We start from the raw sequence: 20,655 nt of genomic DNA on the forward strand, positions 1-20,655 counted from the left end.
ATATCGCCAGACGGCGTCCATTTCCCAGTTAATCTGACGGAAGATAACCGTGAGAGCGTCTGAGACTGTCGTCATTCGGCGGCAAAACAAGGCAACAACGGAGCAAGGTACCATAGTTTTGACTCATCAGCAATTGCTGTGACTGACAGCTACTGCATCTTCTGAGGTCGAAAAGCCGTCTCTAACGCCGTGAAATTGTAGATCAGCAACCCCACCCCGATGCCGTCTTGCGTTCAACAAGGCAAGTGTGAATCAAGTAGACACTCGAGACAGATCGAAAGCGATCACCGACCAGTCTTAGTGAGGAAAACCGCCGAGTTACAAGCCTGTTGGAATTTCTATTATAGTTCGACCCGGTAATGTCTGATGCGACATTGTTACCCCTATTTTTAAGCCGCTGATAGCCATGGGTTCTGATATGTACGATCTGACTGGATTCCAGCGCGACCTGCTGTACGTCGTTGCCGGCCTCGAGGAACCCCACGGCTTGGCAATCAAGGATGAACTCGAGAACTACTACGAGAAAGAGATCCATCACGGCCGTCTCTACCCGAACCTCGACACACTCGTCGACAAAGGTCTCGTCGAGAAAGGTGAAGCCGATCGCCGCACCAACGTGTACTCGGTGACCCGCCGCGGAACCCGTGAGATCGAGGCTCGACGTGACTGGGAGGAACAGTACGTTGAAGACCTCTTCTCTGAGTAACTGTTGAGTGCTGTTCCAGTTGGTCGACTGCCGGCGATCTCTTCTGGATCCGATGAAAGCGTCTCGACCACCGGTGATCGTCCGGTAGCTTGGAGGTATGGAAAGGGTAGTGCCCCATGACTTACCTGTGTGGCGGCCCGCGGATACACAATGGCATCACCAGATATCCAGCAGTCGCTGTCAGCTATTGGGTGTGATGCGTGCCAGTCTGCCGTCCAGTCTGGCGGGCAGGAAGAGGTGTCGTTTCTCCTCTTGGATCAGCTCACGGTCCCTGTCCTCAGCTGTGACGACCACCTCGAGCAGTTCTCGTCGGTCTGTGGATTGACGTCCGAAGATACGGCCGATCTCCTCCATCATCGACCGGCCGGCGGAGTGTCGTGCCCCAGCTGCCGTCTCGCCCCGTACAATTCGCCGCATCCTCTGGTCCAGGTTCAGGACGGGGTCATCCTTCCGATGGCGTGTCCGAAGCACCAGTCCGAGATTGTCCAACGATTCCATACAGGGATCCAAACACAGCACCAGCTGACAGCCGGCCTTGATACCAGCACATCCCTGTAAGGTCTGAAATCCCGTTAAAGGCAGTGGTACCGTGGTGCAGCGGCAGTAGTATCGGAGGCCATCTTTTACTGTGGCCACGTCGACATTAGTCACATGGTGACGGAAAACGGGGCGGAGCGGTCACCTGTTTATCGGGAGACGATCGAGCGGTTTTGGATACTTCGGCTCGTGATCGAGGTGCGGTACGACAGTGTCGCTGTGCGACTTGGCCCGTTTCAGCGGTCGTTCCGCCACATCTCGTTCCGTGAAGTCGATGACGTCCGGGTTGCGACGTACTCGTCGTTGACCTACGGTGGATGGCACTGGGGGCTGCGCCGGTCGTTCGATGGTGATACGGTGTACCGGCTCCGCGGCAACCGTGGTGTCGAACTCGTGTTGACTGATGAGACACGGATCTTCATCGGCACGCAGCAGCCAGCAGATCTCGAATCAGCGATCACACGGATGATGAGATCGGAGTTCGCAGTAGAATAGGACAACGGACGGGGCTCAGACTTGGAAAGGGAGTGTCAGGTTTCCGGGTGGTCGTAGCGATGGAACCGGTACTTGCCTGTCCGCATCACCCAGTACCGGTCATCGAACTCGAGAAAATCGTCGTTGTCGACCGCTTTTGAGAGGAGATCCGGGATATCGGTGTCGGTGATGTCACGGTACTGTGCCAGGTCCGTGATTTCCTCGACGGTGGCTCCCGGTTTCTCCGCCACAATCTCTAGGATCTGCTTGTACTCTCTCGGCATGTATTCAGGAGATCTGGTGTTGGACGATGGCGTCCGCTCCGCAGGCTGGACAGGTCTCAGTATCTTCGTCAACAGTGGTACCGCAGCGCCGACACTCGTACACGACTTCATTCTGGAATGTGCGGGCCAGCAACCAGTTTACACCCTCGAACATTATAGGAAACTACTCCGGATTCACAACGTCTCGGCACTCGGGGCACTCGGCGTATACTGCCGGTCCCATCTCTGTTTCATACTCAAGGATCACGTCAGTCGTCGTGATCTCGGCGTGGCAACACGGGCATGTACCGAGAGCTGGTGGGTTCGTCGTGGACAAGGTTTGATAACGAGATTGGTTGGAGAGGAGTGCGTGTGACGGTGACAGAGTGGTCGTGTTTGTCCCCTCTCTACTACCAGTATCGTACCCCGTTTGTATATAAGCGAGCCAACCACAGTGAAACTGAAAATAGCGGATATAAGTCCCAATTCAGGTACTGCACTGCAAGAAGAAAATAAAAAGCGGTTACCGCCAAAGATCACGCGTCTCAAGACGGACTTGTGAGAATGCTGGCTGGGAAGCCAACCTTGGGCTCAGCATATACCGTTCCATAGGAATACTCGACGTCTCACCGGGTATACCTTCGACGTGTTTTTCTACGACGTGTTCTACGACCGGCTTCAGCAGCTTTGATCCCCTTCCAGTCCCGAGTTCGCCTCAGGATTTGCTTAGCCACCCTAGAGGACTCTGGCTCTCCCTCTCCCTTGTCACTGCTCCCATACTCCCTCGCCAATCCCTATAAGGGGACTCTTATCTGACCTGGTTAAGATTTCCAACTGCCCTCGAATCACCTTCACCGGAGTCAGTTCCTTCTGACTGCGTCGGTTCGCGTTGCCGTTCGTCGTATGCTTCGCGCCATTCCTCAATGACTGGCCGGCTCCCAGCACCGTCCGGTGTGTGTCGCTGTCGAAGTGTCTCCAAGTGCCGACAGCGTCTACTCCACTACCACGCTACGGCACGGTTTTATTCGTATCAGGCCGCTGTTGTGTGTATGGACGAACTGACGGCGAATGTCTCGTTCGACAGATTCGCGGATATGCCGGAGTTCTACGGATCGGGTGCTGCGAAATACCGCTTGGCGATGGTGAAAGATCGGGACGACTTTCTTGATCTGTTCGCAGGCGCTCGTCACGTGGACGCCGTGACGTATGCGGAGACACCCGAGCTGATGGTACAGATGCTGACCGAGTACGATATCGGCTCACTTGACGTGCTTATCGGGAACGCCGAAGACTATGCCGACCAGGTGAGCGAGGTGTCCACGGCCAGGTCGCTCGTCCGACTTCGACAGGACAACCGACTCACGATCCGATTGAAGAACCGGAAGACAGTCCACTCGAAGATTTATCGAATTGTCATGCCGGACGACACGGTGAAGCTTGTTCAAGGATCGGCCAACCTCTCACGGAACTCTTGGGAGTACCACACGAACCAGATTTCGGTCTTCACGACCGATGTCGGGACCGAACTGGACGAGGAGTTCGAGCGGTTCATCGACGAGTACCGCGAAGGGTACAGCGACCAGACACTCCTCGAAGGGCTTGTCGAGGCGTTAGAGGATGCCGACTCGCCCGAAGAGCGGGAGAACCGCATCGAGTACTGGGTTGGTGCCGGTGACCTTGACGTGAGCGACATTGCCGCCCTGAATCAGGATGCCGTCGAGGACCTGAAAGATGTTGCCGATCAGGTCACTGCCGTCGTCGACGACCCAGAGGAGGCCGACGAGACAGTTGCGTTCGTCGAAGACCCCGAGAACGCCGATCGCAACGTCATCGAGCCAGACGAGCCAACGGACGATGAAAGCTCGAGCGTCGCTCCGGATGACGACGAATCACCGGACGTCGGACTCGTCGAATCGGATCACGAAACGGGGCTGACGGATGGGCTCGACCGTCCGCGGATTCGTGCACCCGACGAGAAGATACGGATGGGAACCAGCAAGGTGGACAAAGACACTGCTGACGAGTTCGGGGCTGGGCTCCGTGACCGTGGCGCGACCGTCGAAGACCACAGCATTACCGCGCCAATGAGCGCGTATAACAAGCAGGTCAAGGAATCGACAGCCATCCCAACGATGTCCATCCTTCCGGAGGCCGAACAGGTCGTGATCGGCGAGGATGACGAAATGATTCTTGTCGCCACCGACGAGCCGACCCCCGAAGTCCTGGATCACTGCCTCGAAACAATCGAAGACTACATCGAGGCGGTCGAGAACCACGGCCACACGCAATCCGAGACCGCAGTGATGGCGCAGATGTACGAAGCGTTCCTCTACGGGTTCTGGGCCCCGTTCGCCAACCAGTACGCCGCGGCGTTGTCGTCACCGTCCCGGACGCTGGACAACGTCCTGCAGCACCTCTACATCGAAGGGAAGAGTGACGCGGGGAAAGACAAGCTCACTGAGTACATCCTGCGACTCGTCTCCGACAACACGGTCATCTCCGGTGTAGACGCGGACGATGTCGGCGTCAAAGAGGTCCGCGGCGTCCGTGAGTGGGACACGTGTTTCCCGTACGCTATCATCGACGCGGAGAAGGAGAAGATTCAGCGGTGGAGCCCGATCCGAAACTACTGGGGCGACTGGACGCCCACCAGCGTCGATCAGCCGTGTCTCATCTTCACGACCAACGACGCGCTCCCGAAATCCGAGTTCCGGAACCGAATGAAAATCCTGAGCATGGACGTCTCTTTCCCCTCCAATCCGGAGGACCCGGGCTTCCGCGAAGCACAAGACGACCTTTCGGACGTGCTGGAACGGCAGAACCCGATCTTCAGCTACGTGGCTCGGCGAATGCTCACCGAGCAGCCGTGGACCGACGGAAACGGCACTATCGAAGACGTCCGTCGCATTGTCCGCGAATTCTACGACGAAGCCGGTCGAGAGCAACCCGAGTACTTCCCCGCTGATGAGCCGGCCGAGAAGACGTACGACACGGGGCGGTTGAAGTGGCAGCGAGATATCCAAGGCGGCCGTGTCACGTTCGAGTCGGAGCCGAATGCCATCACAGCTGACTTCGACCGCGAAGAGTACGAAGTATACGACTACGAGAAGCGTCTCCCCAAACGATTCATGTCCGAAAAGTCCTCTACAAGCGTCTACATCGGCGCCCCTGAGGAATTCGCGGAGTGGATCGGGTACTCCGTCACCGAACTCCTGAACGGGGCGGCCGAAACCGGTACGGACACTGAGCAGTCAGCCAACACGGAAGACGCGTCGGATACCGACGAATCCGGTGGCTTCTTTTCTCGATTGCTTGGGGACTAGTCTTCACGATCGCCTGTCTGACTCTCGCGGGGGACTACACGAGTTCCATCGCCTGCTCGGTCAGTCGGTAGCGATACGCAGGTTGGACAAACACGATCTGTCCGTAGTCTTCTGATCTCGTGACCTCTTCAGAGGACTCAATCGCTTCGACAGCCGTATTGAGTCGGTCCACTGGGTCACCGGACCGCAGATACTCGATAACTTGCTCTGGTTCGATACCAAACTCCGCAGCGAGGATACTTCGGATTGTTCGTCCAGCACCGTCAGCGACGGCGACAGACGGTTCTGAGGCACGGGTCTGCGGCCCGTCCCGCTCTGCAGCATCCTCAGAAAGCGCCGTGACCTGCAGTTCGTCGTCAATATGTGCGATGAGGGCATTCAGATTCGCTTCAGCTTCCTCAGTCACCTGCCCATTCACGATTTCGTCAAGCCGTTCGCTAATCGCAAAGATGTCCGGTCCAGGCGGCGCGGTCTGCGCAAGCACTCCAATATCGACAAGACGATTCAGCACCGTTCGCAGTTGGTACTCGATATTGACATCAAGCGAGTCCAGCAATTTCGTTTGCTTAATCCCCTCTTCCTCGGGACCAATCCCCGCTTTGTAGAACGCCTTTGCGACGGTTACCTGATCGTCGACGCTGTGTGTGTTCCTCTTTCGCTCCCGGATATATTGCTCCAAGCGGTCGAAGTCAGTATCGTCATCCTCGTCAATCGTGAGCGCTTCCATAACTTGCTCCGGGAGTTCCGGACGCGGTGCGTCACGGTGCCGTTGGGCTTTCTCCGAAAGGCGCGTGTTATCGTAGAGTACACGTGCGACGGGGAGCCCGCGGAGATAATTGTACTCGTAGAGAATTTCCACACCGTGCTCGGTCAGGCCGTAGAACTGTGATGGGAGGTCCCGCGCGTCCTCATTCGGCGGGTACTGATAGCAGTCGATGATGTCGTTATCACTGAGAACCTTCAGTTGATCCCGGATTGCGGCCTTGTTTTTCGGCATCATATACGCCAACTCATCGAGTGACGGGAGATGCTCCGCGTGGCCAAGAATGAACTGCAGGATCAAGTGCCGCGTCTCCTGGGAGAGAAGATCGTAGATCTGCCGCTGTTCTTCAAACGGGCCGTCACCCTTCGCGGCAGGCGAATCACTCATATTCTCATTTGAAAGTACCTTGGCGATGCGAATAACACTTTGGGTCAACTGATGTGGTTAAACTTCGATATAGGCATACTAGTTAGCAACCTATTTACTCACTCGCCGAGGAGCACACAGTATGGCTGACCCCGGCCCGCCTCCGGATGCAGCGGAGATCATGGAGAGCGTGAATGATGCGCTCCAGGGTCTCGAATTAGAACCTCACGAAACATCGGACATACTGGGGTTCGCCAACCGAGAACTTCCGCACCTCCACACTCCCGAAGACTCATATTTCATCCTCGGCAGCTACCGCGATCCATACATTCGACGGCTCCGCATCGTCCAGAACGAACTCGACAAACGGCTCGGTACATACCCATTCCTGATGGGCGATCTCCTAGAATTGGATATCGATCGGCTCCCCGTCTTCCGCATCCGATTCACCCTCCTCGCTGCACACGCCGATACCATCGTCGCCGTATATGAACAGGACGCCGGCGGCGAAGTCACCGAACTCGGAAAGATCAGCACGACGCCATACTTCCACAAATCGTACGTGCTGCCACGTGACTACGCGTGGATGACTGCACAGAACCTCGATACAGAAACAGACGTCATCGCGGCTGCCGCGACTATCTACTTCAACGACGACCTCGACGAAGCTACCACAGAAAAAGAGCTGGACTCGCTCACCACAGCAGCCAACAAGAACAACATCAGCCTCACAACACCAGACATCATCGACCGATTAGCGGATCGAGAAGATAGCGAACAGGCACCCGTCTCATACAGCTGGGTCCACCTCAACGAATTCCGTCTGTTCGAACTCCACGATCGATGCTTCGCCTGGTCCAGCCCAGATGACCTACGCGATGTCGTCGATAAAGTTCCGTAGTACTGGGTCACTGATGATCAAGGTATAGGGACGAGCCGTCTCTTGCAATAATAGAATCTCCGTGACCGCTGGCAGGCAGTTACTTTCTCGGCAGAGTCACCGCGCCCTCAAAAGCGTACTTCTCGCTCACAGCCAGATCACATTAATCGAGACTCTGAACGCCAGTCGATTCTCCTTCCCCGAAATCAGCAGATTCGGACTGTGTCGGCTCTCGTTGCCGTTCGTCGTATGCTTCGCGCCATTCCTCGATGACTGGCCGGCTTCCAGCACCGTGTGGTGTGCGTCGCTGTCGAACCTGGATCAGTGCCGGCGTGTTCATTGCATCACCAGACACGACCGCTTGCCCTGGGGTCAAACCGGGCAACTCTCGAAGCACGTCTTCGCCAGCGGCCTCCACAGAGTTTTTGATCGCGTCCTGGTCACTCGGATTCTTGATCTGCATCGAAATCTGCGTTCCGCACTGCGACAGGACGTCTTGATCGATTTTCGACGGACGTTGACTGATAATCCCGAGTCCGAATCCGAACTTGCGGCCTTCGGACGTAATCGTTCGCATGATCCCTAGCGATGGGGCTTCACCGGAGGCCGGAGCAAACCGGTGCCCTTCTTCGAACAAGGCGAAAATCGGGTGCTCGATATCTGAATCCCGGTTCCGCACGTCACCGAGTCGCTCTCGATACATTCGCCGCAGCAGAACGGTCGTAATAAGTTGCTGATCCCGCCGATCCAACGTATCCATCTGAAGAACGGTACACTGCCCTGGGTCCACGATTTCATCCAGCGGTACGTTCTCTTCGGGATGGAAGAGGTCATTTCGCTCGATCGACCTGCGGAGCCGCCACTCTAATGCGCCGACACTTGCGTCATCAGCCCCGAACTCGGCTTCCATTTCCGCAATGAGTGCATCGATCCCCCACGTCCGGCTTTCACGGTTCTGCATCGATCGCCACGCCGTCGAGAGGCGATCTTGCATTCGGTTACTCGGGTTATCCAACACCGCCATCACATCGCCGATTTCCAACTCGGAAATCCGAACCCGAAGCCGCTCTGGATCGTAGTAGACGACATCCGGTTCGTACCCATCTTCACCTTGGAACGCCTCTTCGCCCTGCATTTCCGCCAGCGTATCGTATTCACCGTGTGGGTCAAACACGAGTAGTGATGCACGCGAGGTCGGACGCATCATCTCCTCGATCAAGACCGACGCTGTGTAGGATTTCCCGCTCCCGGTTGATGCGAGAATCGCTAGGTGTGTCGAAGCGAACTCTTCGATCGGAATGTGTAGATTTGTCGCCTCTGCCGGTCGATTCAACAGCCAGCCGACGTGCGCGACTCCGTCAAGTGATGTGACATCCGTGCTGTCAGTTTCACAGCCGAGGTTCGGCAATACGGTTTCGAGTTGTTGATGCGGTGCGATCGACAGTGGCGTCCCCGGGTCAGGTAGCTGGCGAGGATTAGCGAACGTCGTCATATTCGTGTCGTAGTACCCGATGACCGTTGCTGTCAACCGGTACAACTCGGTATCATCAGTCGGCACACCGAGCGTTGCCGCGACTGTCTCCGGCCCGACCTCCGGATCTGCAAGGAACCCCTCCGGTAGTCCGCGTATCAACTCCCGGTTCGTCACGCGAGCGAACACTGATCGTGGCTCGTCTTCAACCGAGACAGTGTACGTGATGAACTCACCCGTCTTGATCGACTTGTCCGACGGGGTCACGAACACGAATTCGTTCGGATCGTCACCCGGTCCGGCGACGGTTCCGACCACGTCTGATCGGTCTGCCATTAGACCACCCCTCGCTGTTCACGCGCCTGCCACTGCACGTTTTGTTCAACCACATCTAGTACTCGCTGGTTCGGATCGTCGTCCGGCAGCATCCCTTGTAACCGGTTAATCAGTGCGACGATGACCTCTGACCCGAGGTCACCAGCAATGTCCAAGAGTCGATCCATGTACGCCAACTGAATCTGATCGTCGACGGTATGGAAGGAAACCGTGACCTGATCCGGACAGTTGAAGACGGTATCCTCGACTTCTAACGTCCACCGCGGCATTTGATGTGTTGGCTCCTGAATTTCCCCATCCTCGGAGATCTCTGCGGTACCGAGAAGCGCCACGCCAGCGAGCGTGGTACGCTCTTCGATGTATCCCGGTGTGAACTGAGCCTGATCGTCCTGCGCTAATCGCGGCCCGGTTCGTCCCTGGTCAGGATCGACTAACTGCGTGTCATAAATCACACCCATGACCGCGTGCTCGGTTCCGTCGACGGTTTTCTTGATGAAGACTGGTTGCCCGAACTCGCGCTCGTGAAGTTCCGGTGGACAATCACAGTCCCGTTCCTTGTACACCTCGACGACGTAATCCAAGTGGCTGTTCGAGGACACGATGCTGCCAATCCGAACGCACGAATCGAGATCCGGACTGTCTTCGTTAGTTGGTGTGTCTGTCATAGCTCCGTCTCCGTACTGTTGTCTGGTCGTCGAGCGGTGCATCCTGTTGGTGCGTGTGGGGTGTGGTGGTGAATCATCGTCGTCGAAGTTCCTTGCTTAGTGCTTTGGCGTCCCATTCCAGCGGCACGTCGTTCGATTCAGCCCAGCGTTGGACGACGCGCTGGAACTGTTGGCGGTCTTGATGGTCTAACACAGCGTCGCTATCGGCCTGTTGCAGGATTTCAGGATAACCACGTCCGATGCCTGCTTCTGCCCGCACGATGTCGACGGTATACTCGTACATCGAATCGTATCCGTCGGGGCCGGGACTGCGGCACAGCCACCCGGGGAATTCGATTCGGTCGAGTCCAGCGCCCGGCGGCACGTTCAGGTACGAGAACAAGATGTCATCGCGGAATTCGTACGCTTCCCCATCGTACGTTGTCTGCAACGCGTCGATGCTCCCATCACGTTTCGAGATGAATGGGATCGTCGTGTCGCCCCACGGGCTCATCAACTCCGTCAAGACGTGCGCATCCGGAATAACGCGATCCGTCCCGAACTCCTCGCGCAACAGGAGTCGCGTCATCTTCACGAGTTCAGTTGCGCTCGACCCGGCAACGTACCCGACCAGCGGGATCTCGTGGTGCTGACTCGCTGCAATAACTCGACTCAGCGTCGAGATGTACCGTTCTCGGGTCTCGGGCTTCAACGGATTCGCAAACGACGCGATCAACGGCCCGTCGTAGAACACGACCGGGGTATGATCGATATCGCCTGCATCACGCGCGTCAGCTAACTCCGAGAGTTGGTTGATGAGTAGCCGCCCTTCGTGTTCGAACCGGTGATGCCCCACGAGTTGGGAATCAACGAACCGGTAGTCTCCGTCCTCTGATTCTTGTGTGACCTCGTCAGGCGTCAAGAGTCGCCCCTCAACGCCGCGGTCAAGCCGCCCCTCGGCGTGATGATGGTTGACCGCCCATGCCGCTTGGACGTATGCGAGCGGGACGTTGAATTGCGTTGTCGGCGGGAGTTGTGACCCATCGACAGCCATCACCGGCACGTCACGGATAATCTCGCGCGCCCACTCGTTGACCTCCTCGTGATTCTCCCACCCGTCGCTCTCCGGGTACGGGACGATGAGACTGTCCACGTCATCGAACTCGTCCGTCGGATACGCCCCCGGGTATGACGCGTCCTGGAGCGAGGCTCGAATCTCCTCGCTTGTCCACTCGCTGGGTAGCCGCTGAAACGCGTCTTGATACCGTTCCACGATCCCCGTATCGTCTTCGAGATACGTCTTGATCGTGCCGATGTTCGCTTCCAATTCAGACGCGACGCCGCGTTTATCGATCGGCATTAATTGACCGACACCTCCGAGGTCTGCCGGTCTTTCTCGATGGTGATCGTGTAGTCAGTCATCGAATCGAACGTCTGGTCGTGACTAATGACCGTGAGTTGCTCGAAGCTATCCAGTTGTTTGAGTTGGCTGACCAGATTCCGTTTCTTTTGTCGGTCGAGGTTCGCTGTCGGTTCATCCAAGAACGCGACCCCAACCGACGCTAACTGCTCGAGAATCGCCAGTCGCACCGCAAGTGCAGCCGCCATCTTCTCCCCGCCACTCAGCGTCGAAAACGATTTTCGGACGTCTGCATCGTGCACGACGATATCGTAGTCGCTCGTCCACTCCAGCGTTTCTGCCGACGCGCCGCGAATTGATCGGAACAACTCATTCGCTCGGGATCCAATCCGGTCCGTGATGATTTCGCGCATTTTCGGCCCGGCCTCGCGGACGTTCTCTCGAACCCAGTTGGCGAACTGCTGGTCCGCTTTCAGTTCCTTCACTTGCTGGAGTTTCTCCTGGCGCTCCTCTAGCTTCGCCTCCAACTCCTCGATTGTTTCACGAACCTCCTTCAGGTTCTCCTTCTTGTGCTCTAATGACCGCCGATCGCCTGCCAGTTCCTCCTTGAGGTCGTCGATTTCTGATTCCAGCGTCTCGAATCGCTCTTCATCGAACGTCGCTTTCGTCTCTTCCAGTTCTGCCTCCGTCTCTTCGAGATCCGCTTGGAGATCCGCAAGTTCGCTCTCCAGGTCTTCGACTCTCTCCCGCCGATCCTCCACCTGTGACGCTTGCTGCTCGTGCTTGATATACGTCTGATGTGCCGACTCCGTCTCCTCTAGCGTTTCCTTTATTTCCGTCAACTCTTCATCCAAGCCCTCGAACGTTTCCAACTCGTTTTCGATCTCCGCCAGCGTCGAGTCTTCCTCCTCTAGTTCGGCCCGTTTTGCCTCCAATTCATCGGGGACATCAGTATGCTCCTTGACTCTGAATTCAGCAGTCTGATACTCGTCGTACGCCTCCTCCAAGTCGTCTCGCTCGGCTTCGAGGTCCGGGAGATCCGCTAAATCATCTTCCAAGTCCGCTAATTCCGCCTCCGTCTCTTCTTTCTCGGCACGCAGGTCTTCGATCTCACCTTCCAACGACTCGATTTTGTCCCGATGAACAGGGAGCTTATCAACGCGCTGCTTGACCTCCCTCGCCGCGTCACGCCGCTCACCCAACGCATCGAGTTCTTCCGCGAGTTCCTCGCGTTCCGTCTCGATTTCCTCGATCCGGACTTCACGCTGTTCGATCGTCTTCGACCGATGATCCTCTTTTAACGGACGGTCACACGTCGGGCACGGCGCATCAACATCCGTGTCACGCAACCTGTCCAACTGTTCTTCAAGCCGCTCGCGCTCGCTCGCCAGTTGCTTCCGGCTCGCCTCCCGGTCGTTAATCTCATCGGAGAGCGTTTGCGGATCCGTCGTCGCTTCCCACTCGTCCTCTATCTCCGCGATCGTCTCCTCTTTCGCCTCGATTTCACACTCCTTCGATTCGATCTGCTCTGCCAACTGCTCGATTTCCTCCTCGAATGCCTCTACGTCGTCCTCGCGGTCTTTCAGCGACTCAATGCGTTCATCGAGTTCTTCATACCGTTCCTTCTCCTCTTCACGCGCCTCCAACGTCTCTCGAGCTGCCTCCAGTTCTTCCAGGTCGTCTTCCAGTTGTTCGACCTCGAATTGGATCGCTTGGATCGTGTCTTCCTGTTCGTCTCGTTCCTCGACGAGTGCGTCCCGTTCGGCCTCCTGTTCCTCTAACTCGTCCTGCCGCTCGCGTGCCTCCTTGTACTGACGATACTCCTCACGGTTCGCCTCGCATTTCTCCTGTGCCTCTTCGGCGGCCACGAGTTCCTCTTTGGCCGTCTCCAAATTGCTCTCTGTCGAGTCGATGTCCCCTTCTAACGAATCTGCTTCCTGGTCAAGGCGGTCGATCTCCTCTTCAACGGCTTCCAGTTGCTCGTACGCCTCCTCCTTCTCCGACAACTCACCGGTTTTCCGTTCGATTCCCGCTTCAATTGCCTCAACATCGTCAGCCAACGACTCCGCTTCCGCTCGCTCGTCCGGCAGACCCTGTACTTCGCCAGTGAGCGTATCAATGTCCCTGCGAAGATCCTGCTGCTGGCTCTCAATCGAGTCCGGCACGTCCTTGAGCGTCTCCCACGACTCCTCGTACGCGTCCAGATTCAGGAGCGCATCGAACGTTGCCTTGCGATTCCGAGGTGTTTGCGAGAAGTCCGACAGAAATCGCGTTTGGGGCACCCCGATGCTCGAACTCCAGAGACTGCTAAGTTCACCTCCATCTTCAACATCGAAGCGCGCACACAACCAGTCCACCAACTGTGTCTTGGAATCAATGTCCTGGTCGATCCACTCGTCAGCATCGGGATCATACCGGTGCACGCCGTACTTCGACCGGCCGACCGACCGAACAACTCTGTACCGTTCCGTCCCGCGCTGCGAGTCCTGCTCAAATGTGACCTCGACCGTTCCGGAACTCGCGCCTTCACGCACGAACTCCTTATTATTGAACGGGAGCGAGTCGAACAATGCGAATCCGATGGCCTCCTGAATCGTCGATTTCCCCGCACCGTTCTCACCGAGAATCGCTGTCACGCCGCCTTCAATCGGCACGACAGTCCGGTCTTCGTACGATTTGATGTCTTCCAGCGCAACCTCCGTGATTCTCATTGTTCCACCACCTCCCCTGCCTCCGTCTCTACGTCTGCTTCGTCGCCGCCCGTCACGTCACCAGATGTCTCTTCGCCCGTTTCAGCATCGGCGAACGGATCTTCTTCAATGTCCAGCACGACATCGTCTGTCAGTTCCGGGAACAACTCCTGGCGCGCCGAACTCACCGAGTCACGAATATCTTCAACGGCTTCGTCAGCCTGCGCCATTTGATGAGCGTTCCCCAACACGTCAGCGACATCGGCTGCGTGGTCATCATAGATCGATTCCTTCGCAATCGTCTCGAAAACGCGGTGCTCTAATGCAGCCGTGTTCAACTGCCCATCCTTGAACACCTCGTCCTCGTCGATCTCCGAGAGGAGTTGCTGCACGTTCGCCGTCCGAATCCCTGTATTCACCTGTACGTACAATGCGCCACACGCTTCTTCCACCCACGCCGCAAGTTCATCCGTCCGGAAATCCCCGCGGCTGAACTGCAACGTTCCCGTGAACCGAAGGTCGACAATCGGTTCTCGCGGCTCGCCTTGTGCCGTGAACTCGTCCTGACTGCAGTACTCTGTCATCGCAGCCTGCTTATCCCGAACGTGTTCCTGAAACGCAGTTTCGAGATCGCCGGGTGACTCATACGCCGTCACGTCGAGTTCAATCCGGTAGTACGGCCGTCGCTTCGTCGGGTGATGCTCCGCATCGAAATCAATCGCGTCACCACCAGCCTCGGATCTTCCGGCGTCGAGTGTGACCGAGTAGTAGCCGTGCTCCCACTCAGCTCGTCCTTCCCGCGTGTTATGTGCTTCAGGCGAGCCGGGATTGTAGATCCACCCACCCGGTTCGTACCGCTTGTGAATGTGTCCGAGCGCCAGGTAATCCACGACGTCCTTCACGTCTCGCAGCTCGCCATGGGTTACTGTCCCGCCGAGCGTCGGCACCTCGTCTTCAATCCCGAAATGCGCTAGCAATACGGTCCACGCCGGCTCTCCGTACTCGTCATTCGCAGCTTGAATGCCGTTCGCCACTTGCTGAAGTGCCTGCCCAGTCTTCGCACCCCGCCACTGGAGACCAAACACACGAACCGGCCCCTCACACTCTGCTGTCTCGATATCGTAGAACCCCGCGTACTCACCCGGATCATCGGGATCGTACGGTTCGAATCGAGCCATATCCGGATTCGCATTCAGATCAGCCTTCAGAAACACGACTTGGCCGCGCTGATGCAGGTAATTTAGCCACGTCACGTCACGCGGCGTCAGGTTCTCGTCGTGGTTTCCCCGAGACACTAACACCGGCACGTCATCCGGCACTCGGTCAAGTTCCTGCTCTGTTTGATGGAGGACTTTCGGTCGAAGATCCCGAGAGTGGAACAGATCCCCCGGTAACAGGATCGCGTCCGTCTCGCGTTCCTCAACCATGTCTTGGAACGCGGCGCGCGTAGACGACACCATGTCGTCCTCGCGTTGTTTCAGTCCGTACTGTCGATGCCCGAGGTGTGTGTCCGCAATATGTCCAAACGTTAACATTGTCGGTGAATCAAGGTCAGTCCGTATTCAGTCAAGGCCGGTTTCAAATCACGTGACTGAGCGTCTATGGCTACATGCGACCGGACAGCTATTAAACATCCGACAACCAACGTGAAAGTGAAAATCAGGATTCGTATTAGCAATGAAGCTGTAGATATTCGTAACGAGCCTACCGATAGGTCAACAGGGATAAGTAGCACGGGTAGACCCTAAATGGTATGTCATCCGACCACTCAACAATAGAGGAAATTCAAGAGACGCATCTGGACACCTATCGGAGTAATCCAGATCGGATCGAATCTGATGCGGGAACTGAACGCCAAGATCGAGCGGATTACGATGGTCGCTTCATTTTCGAACTCCTCCAGAACGCCGTCGACGAGATGGGGAAAACGTCTGACCCAGAAGTACGATTTGAACTCTCCGAGGACACGCTCCTCGTGGCGAACAACGGTGCTGCGTTTACCATCGACGATCTCTATGCACTCACCTTAACTACACGAACGACGAAAGCAGGCGACACTTCGATCGGGCACAAAGGCCGGGGCTTCACCTCAGTACTAGGGATCACAGACCAACCCGCCGTCTTCTCGCCATCGGTTGCCGCACGATTCGACAGAGAACAAACAGCGGAGCTTCTCAGTGCAGAACCCGATATCCGGGAAGCGTTTCCAGATGGGGTCGCCGCATCCGATGTTCCTGTGCTGGGACTACCGAACGAGGCCACTCCATCTTCAGCCGTGCAAAAGCTCCTCAACGAAGGGTACACGACTGTCTTCGAGTTTCCACTCCGCAATCCGGAAAACCTGCGTGAGAGGATCGAACGGAAACTCCGTACGCTCGACGAAAACACAGTCACGCTCTTACCAGAGTTGAAACGAATCCGAATGGACTGTCCAGAATGGGAGCGAACGTGGCGTGTTCGTCGAGAAACTGTCCGCGATTACGCAGACGCATCACTCGTGCACGTGACGCGAGAAACAACTACTCCCGATGGAACAGACCATGATACGCAGTCGTTCGTTGTTTTCGAGACTGACGAAATCGATCGGACCACCATTATTGAGCAATCGAACTTGAGCAGAGTCGAAGTCAACACGATGGGGAAACTCTCAGTCGGTGTTGGCTTCACAGCAGAACCGACTTGCGAGAATCCCTCAGCTGACCCGGCGGATTGGCGACTGGCTCCTGTTTACGGCGGAACAGACGACCAACCACCGCATGTGCACGTTTTCCTCCCGACGAAAGAACGGAGTCCGATCCCCGCGCTCATCACTGGGACGTTTCAATCAGATACCTCACGTCGAAACCTCACGCTCGATTACAACGATGAGCGAGGATACGATGGCCAGTTCAACGCTGCCCTATTCACCGAACTCGGCGAACACCTCGCGGAAACAGTCGTTCCTTTCGTCGATGCATCGGCGACGACACCGGCAGAGTTCCTCGAAACACTAGATCCTTCCCTTGGCGGCGCACGTGAGTGGTCGTTCACACCCGGATCCGTTGAAAACTGCCTGTTTGAGACGTTCACGGAACAGATCTCGACCGTCCCGTTTGTCCTTACTCATCGCGGTGAGACACTCCGATCGATTGCAGAACTCGGCTTGCCTCATACGGCCGCAGAGACCGACGGACTGGGGGTAGCATTCGCCGAACTTCTCAACGACGAACGCGTCACGGGTAGCGACGAGGCTGAATACCTCCCGGCAGCTGATCTCTTAACGCATCATACGACCACTATCCTCGAAGCGCTCGGTGCAACGCGGTTACCTCCTGAAGCAATTCCACGAAGCCTCGATGAAGCCAGTGCGAATCCGGTGCTCCGCGAGTACAGCACCGACCAATCGGAGGATCAAGCAGACTCGAATGCACGCAGTGACGCGGAAGGAAATGACGACGATGCTGCCCAGCTGTGGATTGATCCGATTCTCGTCCATCTCGTCGAAGTTCGCAAGACCTTGGAGTCTGATGAGGAGCGTGACGCGTTCGACGCCGCCTGTCGGTCTGCACAACTATTCCCAACAGGAACCACTACTGCCGCAGGCGAGACGCGAAAGGCAGTTCGAACACGAAGCGGCGACCAGTCATTCTTTCTGCCGCCAGAGGAAAACATTGCACGCGACAGCTTGCCGACGCTCGCGTTTCTCGCACGCGAACTCTACCATGGCACCGATCCCAACGCCGCGCCAGAACTCCGGAATGCAGCTTTACCGACTGATTTCCGCTCTGAATTGGAGAGCATCTGGCAGATCGAATCGTTCTCATTCGAGCGGGTGTTCGATGCAGCGATCCGTCCGTTGATCCCCGGGCCGAACTCACAGGATGTCGATACTGCACCCCTCGAAACGACTGAAACGCTGGCAACGATCCGGAAATTAGCAGCAGTCAGATCTCCCGAGAACGACCGTGACCCGACGGATCCACTCCTGTATCGTTCTTCACGGCGCTCCTTTTTCGAACTCTCGAAACTCCTAATACCTACAGTCTCGCTGGACGGGAACAAAATCGAGTGGCAACCCGCACACCGCGTCTACATCGCACAGGAATGGCAACAAGCACTGGACAGACCAAACAATGCTCATATCGAACCACTGCTTACCGACGTCAACAAACAGACTGACACAGACCGGTTTGACCCGTGGATCCTTCCCCCGCTGGAGTGGTTCGACCTCGAAGCGTCGGATACTGCGGAAATTGAGGAGTGGGTAGCGTTCTTCCGATGGCTTGGCGTCGCCGAACACGTCCGTCCGCTCCCGTTTTTCGCGCCGGACGCGTCGACGCGTCACCGCTACCGGAAAACGAAAGGCTTCCAGCAACCGCCGCGATCAGCGATCTCCCCAGTAGACGATCTCGCCGCGTCCGATGAAACAAAAACTCCCGTCGATCCGCGGTACAGCGGCCTCACCGACGACGAGTGGGCAACGTATCGAGAACACCTCTTGGACAACGTTGATCCGGAACTGGACGTCAAGGATAACGGCTATTTCTTCCAGATAAATCCGCTTGAGTACGCCGAGGAAATCCTCGCAGCTGCGGCGGCTGACGAGTCTATTGGGACACGCCTCCTGAACCACCTCGCAACGTGGTGGGACGGGGGACTCGGTCGCCACGAGCATGCTTTGGCCGTAGAGTTCACTAATAACCGGTGGCGCGGCTCGAACCGGTCGTACTTCTTCCGCTCAAAGGAACAACGGACTGCAGGAGTGAATCTCTGGATATGGCAACTACGACAGCACGACTGGGTTCCAACGAGTCAAGGAACAGTAGCACCGCCGCGTGCGTGGTTTCTTCCGTCGAGCGACCGTAAGCGATTCAGTCTCCAACTCGACCGCCGCCGGTCGCTACTTCCCTTCGTGGAAGAACTCCAGTCGACCGCTACCGAGACAGATACGATCGAAGCGTTCACGTCGGCACTGGGTATCGGAACGCAACTCGAACAAGACCAGTTCTCTCCTGAGGACGTCAAGTGTGTCCTCTCACGCGTCCACGATCATCTGCAGAACGCCTCAGTCGAACCTGACCGTTTCGCAGGCGAGGTAGAGCTCGTCTACACACGAGTCGCAGAACTTCTTCCAGGACTCGAAGCTGAACGCATCGCCGAACCGGAGTGGCGTCCCGAAGAAACTGGTCTCGACACAACGCCCGTCCTCTGCCGGGACGGGGACTCGTACGAGTTCCACTCGGCAGCAGAGTCGTACTTCGTCAGGTCACACACCGACCGCGAGCGATACCGCAACCTGGGGCTACCACAGATAGTTCTCTTCAAGCCTGAAGCCGCGCGCTTCGGAACTCACCTCGGTGCTACTGACACGGAGAACGTAGTCACCAAGACGCCTTGCCCAGGCGACGACATCGGGATCCCCGCGAACGTAAACGGGACCACGGTCGACGAGGAGTGGATTGAAACAGTTCTCGTTACACTTCTCTTACGCCTCCGCTCGGATCGCCCTTCCGCAGCCGCAGTTGACCAAGACACCAGCAACACACGACGCTTCTACCAGCAACTGGAGATCGTCGACGGACTCGATCTGGAACTGACGACGACAGAATCATCGGCTCAGTTCGAGGCCGATACTCAACCACAGCCATACCACATCAGTAGGGGAGAAGATGGGACGAAATCCGCGGTCTTGATCGATGGATCACTCCCTGACGGAGAGTTCGTTGATGCGGTCGCCCGCGCTTACACGGATTATCTCGACATCCCACAGTACTACGAAGGAGTGTACAACCTTATTGAGCACGCGTTCGGGGAATCGTCGCCGGAAGCGATCTTACTCGACCGGCTCCGTGTGATCGGGAACGGTGTCCACGACGGTCAATTTGACGTCGTCCGCAGTCGACTCTTCGGGGATGATGGAGGAACGGTCATCGACTATGACGAATCCAAGGAAACAGACAGGGACAATGTATCGAAAGAATCGGACACAGCTTTCGACAAGAAGCGCGACCCGCCGACAACTGAACAGAAGGAGACAGCCGACTCGGGGTCCGCGAGTAGATCGAATCGCGTCCCCGACGTGGAGGCCCTCACTCGAATCGGCGAGCGCACCCCCTACGAATCAGATTCGCCGCGATCGACCTCTACGAGTGTTACCGGTCAGACGAAGACCAGACAACGATCGAGGAGTAGTTCTGGATCGGGCGGGACACCTGCCTCACAAGAGTATCGGACCAAAATCGATGACTTTGGAATGGTACTTACAATCGAATCCGAACGCGACCGTCTTCAGCAGTGCGGCGAGGACAATCCCGAGGAAAAAGTCTGGGACGTAAGCACACCAGAAACATATGGAGAAGCGAAAGGAGACACTGAGATCGAGGAACCAGTCAACGCGAACGGCGATCCTGATCTCGTCGAACAGGCGATCGACAACTTCCTCAAAGAAGCCGACCTCTCCGAGGACGAGAATCCGTTCGCCACCGACTGGCCCGGCTTCGACGTGCTAACGATCGCAACCGATGAAGATGGCGAACCCAGGATCGACCGGTGTATCGAGCTCAAGACATCGGGACTTAAAACGCGCAAACCCTCACTCTCGTGGAACGAGTGGAAAGCAGCTGAAAGCACGCTCGCAGACCGCTACTACCTCTACGTAGCTCGCAACATCCGTGTCGGGAAGAGCAGCGATGCAACACTGCTGGAAATCCCACGACCATTCCAGACACTGACCAAACACCGGCGCGAACGCCGCGAACGTGAAGTGCAACTCGACCTTCGAAGCTTCGACCTCGACGACGACCCGATCGTCGAACGCCCGATCGAATGGGACGAGTAGAAGAACTGCCGTAACAACCTTTCCA

14 protein-coding genes and 1 pseudogene are annotated in these 20,655 nt (G+C 56.7%); 6 read left to right on the forward strand and 9 right to left on the reverse strand.

Features of this window, described 5'->3' with window-relative positions:
* The first annotated feature begins 418 nt into the window (after positions 1-418).
* On the forward strand, positions 419-706 hold the full coding sequence (locus D8Y22_RS10455; RefSeq protein WP_141464657.1) for a PadR family transcriptional regulator: 288 nt from the start codon (positions 419-421) through the stop codon (positions 704-706).
* A gap of 651 nt (positions 707-1,357) precedes the next feature.
* The gene (locus D8Y22_RS10465) at positions 1,358-1,738 is read left to right on the forward strand and encodes a hypothetical protein (RefSeq protein ID WP_141464658.1); all 381 of its coding nucleotides are present in this window, start codon (positions 1,358-1,360) and stop codon (positions 1,736-1,738) included.
* A gap of 35 nt (positions 1,739-1,773) precedes the next feature.
* Here D8Y22_RS10465 and D8Y22_RS10470 read toward each other — a convergent pair whose 3' ends face one another.
* From D8Y22_RS10470 to D8Y22_RS23515, 3 genes are read right to left on the reverse strand one after another with little or no spacing between them, the layout of a single operon-like run.
* Positions 1,774-2,001 carry a hypothetical protein gene (locus tag D8Y22_RS10470; protein ID WP_141464676.1) on the reverse strand — a complete coding sequence of 76 codons (228 nt, stop codon included), beginning with the start codon at positions 1,999-2,001 and terminating at the stop codon, positions 1,774-1,776.
* Between the two features lie 4 nt (positions 2,002-2,005).
* Positions 2,006-2,155: a zinc-ribbon domain-containing protein gene (locus D8Y22_RS23350; protein WP_394348204.1), complete on the reverse strand. Its 150-nt coding sequence runs from the start codon at positions 2,153-2,155 to the stop codon at positions 2,006-2,008.
* 9 nt (positions 2,156-2,164) lie between these two features.
* Positions 2,165-2,317 carry a DUF7837 family putative zinc-binding protein gene (locus D8Y22_RS23515; protein WP_449421052.1) on the reverse strand — a complete coding sequence of 51 codons (153 nt, stop codon included), beginning with the start codon at positions 2,315-2,317 and terminating at the stop codon, positions 2,165-2,167.
* 712 nt (positions 2,318-3,029) lie between these two features.
* Between D8Y22_RS23515 and D8Y22_RS10475 the strand changes: the two genes are divergently transcribed.
* Positions 3,030-5,303 carry a phospholipase D-like domain-containing protein gene (locus D8Y22_RS10475; protein WP_141464659.1) on the forward strand — a complete coding sequence of 758 codons (2,274 nt, stop codon included), beginning with the start codon at positions 3,030-3,032 and terminating at the stop codon, positions 5,301-5,303.
* Between the two features lie 34 nt (positions 5,304-5,337).
* Here D8Y22_RS10475 and D8Y22_RS10480 read toward each other — a convergent pair whose 3' ends face one another.
* The gene (locus D8Y22_RS10480; RefSeq protein ID WP_141464660.1) at positions 5,338-6,453 is read right to left on the reverse strand and encodes a hypothetical protein; all 1,116 of its coding nucleotides are present in this window, start codon (positions 6,451-6,453) and stop codon (positions 5,338-5,340) included.
* Positions 6,454-6,574: 121 nt separating this feature from the next.
* Here D8Y22_RS10480 and D8Y22_RS10485 point away from each other — a divergent pair, with 121 nt between their 5' ends.
* Positions 6,575-7,333 carry a hypothetical protein gene (locus D8Y22_RS10485; protein WP_141464661.1) on the forward strand — a complete coding sequence of 253 codons (759 nt, stop codon included), beginning with the start codon at positions 6,575-6,577 and terminating at the stop codon, positions 7,331-7,333.
* Positions 7,334-7,475: 142 nt separating this feature from the next.
* Here the strand turns inward: D8Y22_RS10485 and D8Y22_RS10490 are convergent, their stop codons facing one another.
* From D8Y22_RS10490 to D8Y22_RS10510, 5 genes are all read right to left on the reverse strand, one after another.
* Positions 7,476-9,119: an ATP-binding protein gene (locus D8Y22_RS10490; RefSeq protein ID WP_141464662.1), complete on the reverse strand. Its 1,644-nt coding sequence runs from the start codon at positions 9,117-9,119 to the stop codon at positions 7,476-7,478.
* A complete protein-coding gene (locus tag D8Y22_RS10495) occupies positions 9,119-9,784 on the reverse strand; it encodes a hypothetical protein (protein WP_141464663.1) in 666 nt (221 codons plus the stop codon). Before D8Y22_RS10495 ends, D8Y22_RS10490 begins: the two co-directional genes overlap by 1 nt.
* Before the next feature lie 73 nt (positions 9,785-9,857).
* The gene (locus tag D8Y22_RS10500; protein WP_141464664.1) at positions 9,858-11,123 is read right to left on the reverse strand and encodes a DNA double-strand break repair nuclease NurA; all 1,266 of its coding nucleotides are present in this window, start codon (positions 11,121-11,123) and stop codon (positions 9,858-9,860) included.
* Positions 11,123-13,834 (reverse strand): AAA family ATPase, encoded by a 2,712-nt coding sequence (locus tag D8Y22_RS10505; protein ID WP_141464665.1) that lies wholly within the window; start codon positions 13,832-13,834, stop codon positions 11,123-11,125. Before D8Y22_RS10505 ends, D8Y22_RS10500 begins: the two co-directional genes overlap by 1 nt.
* Positions 13,831-15,348 (reverse strand): metallophosphoesterase family protein, encoded by a 1,518-nt coding sequence (locus D8Y22_RS10510; RefSeq protein ID WP_141464666.1) that lies wholly within the window; start codon positions 15,346-15,348, stop codon positions 13,831-13,833. Before D8Y22_RS10510 ends, D8Y22_RS10505 begins: the two co-directional genes overlap by 4 nt.
* 218 nt (positions 15,349-15,566) lie before the next feature.
* Between D8Y22_RS10510 and D8Y22_RS23520 the strand changes: the two are divergent.
* Both D8Y22_RS23520 and D8Y22_RS10515 read left to right on the forward strand, forming a co-directional pair.
* Positions 15,567-16,175, forward strand: a pseudogene (locus D8Y22_RS23520) (ATP-binding protein); the annotation flags it as partial.
* Positions 16,176-16,571: 396 nt separating this feature from the next.
* On the forward strand, positions 16,572-20,630 hold the full coding sequence (locus tag D8Y22_RS10515) for a protein NO VEIN domain-containing protein (protein WP_217350875.1): 4,059 nt from the start codon (positions 16,572-16,574) through the stop codon (positions 20,628-20,630).
* Positions 20,631-20,655: the final 25 nt, after the last annotated feature.

The sequence above is a fragment of the Salinadaptatus halalkaliphilus genome (assembly GCF_006543045.1).
Taxonomy (GTDB): domain Archaea; phylum Halobacteriota; class Halobacteria; order Halobacteriales; family Natrialbaceae; genus Salinadaptatus; species Salinadaptatus halalkaliphilus.

What these genes read in the sequence shown, in the direction of transcription:
- D8Y22_RS10455 (WP_141464657.1), top strand. Translation starts at nt 419, where the DNA reads ATGTACGATCTGACTGGATTCCAGCGCGACCTGCTGTACGTCGTTGCC.
- D8Y22_RS10465 (WP_141464658.1), top strand. Translation starts at nt 1,358, where the DNA reads ATGGTGACGGAAAACGGGGCGGAGCGGTCACCTGTTTATCGGGAGACG.
- D8Y22_RS10470 (WP_141464676.1), bottom strand. Translation starts at nt 2,001, where the DNA reads ATGCCGAGAGAGTACAAGCAGATCCTAGAGATTGTGGCGGAGAAACCG.
- D8Y22_RS23350 (WP_394348204.1), bottom strand. Translation starts at nt 2,155, where the DNA reads ATGTTCGAGGGTGTAAACTGGTTGCTGGCCCGCACATTCCAGAATGAA.
- D8Y22_RS10475 (WP_141464659.1), top strand. Translation starts at nt 3,030, where the DNA reads ATGGACGAACTGACGGCGAATGTCTCGTTCGACAGATTCGCGGATATG.
- D8Y22_RS10480 (WP_141464660.1), bottom strand. Translation starts at nt 6,453, where the DNA reads ATGAGTGATTCGCCTGCCGCGAAGGGTGACGGCCCGTTTGAAGAACAG.
- D8Y22_RS10485 (WP_141464661.1), top strand. Translation starts at nt 6,575, where the DNA reads ATGGCTGACCCCGGCCCGCCTCCGGATGCAGCGGAGATCATGGAGAGC.
- D8Y22_RS10490 (WP_141464662.1), bottom strand. Translation starts at nt 9,119, where the DNA reads ATGGCAGACCGATCAGACGTGGTCGGAACCGTCGCCGGACCGGGTGAC.
- D8Y22_RS10495 (WP_141464663.1), bottom strand. Translation starts at nt 9,784, where the DNA reads ATGACAGACACACCAACTAACGAAGACAGTCCGGATCTCGATTCGTGC.
- D8Y22_RS10500 (WP_141464664.1), bottom strand. Translation starts at nt 11,123, where the DNA reads ATGCCGATCGATAAACGCGGCGTCGCGTCTGAATTGGAAGCGAACATC.
- D8Y22_RS10505 (WP_141464665.1), bottom strand. Translation starts at nt 13,834, where the DNA reads ATGAGAATCACGGAGGTTGCGCTGGAAGACATCAAATCGTACGAAGAC.
- D8Y22_RS10510 (WP_141464666.1), bottom strand. Translation starts at nt 15,348, where the DNA reads ATGTTAACGTTTGGACATATTGCGGACACACACCTCGGGCATCGACAG.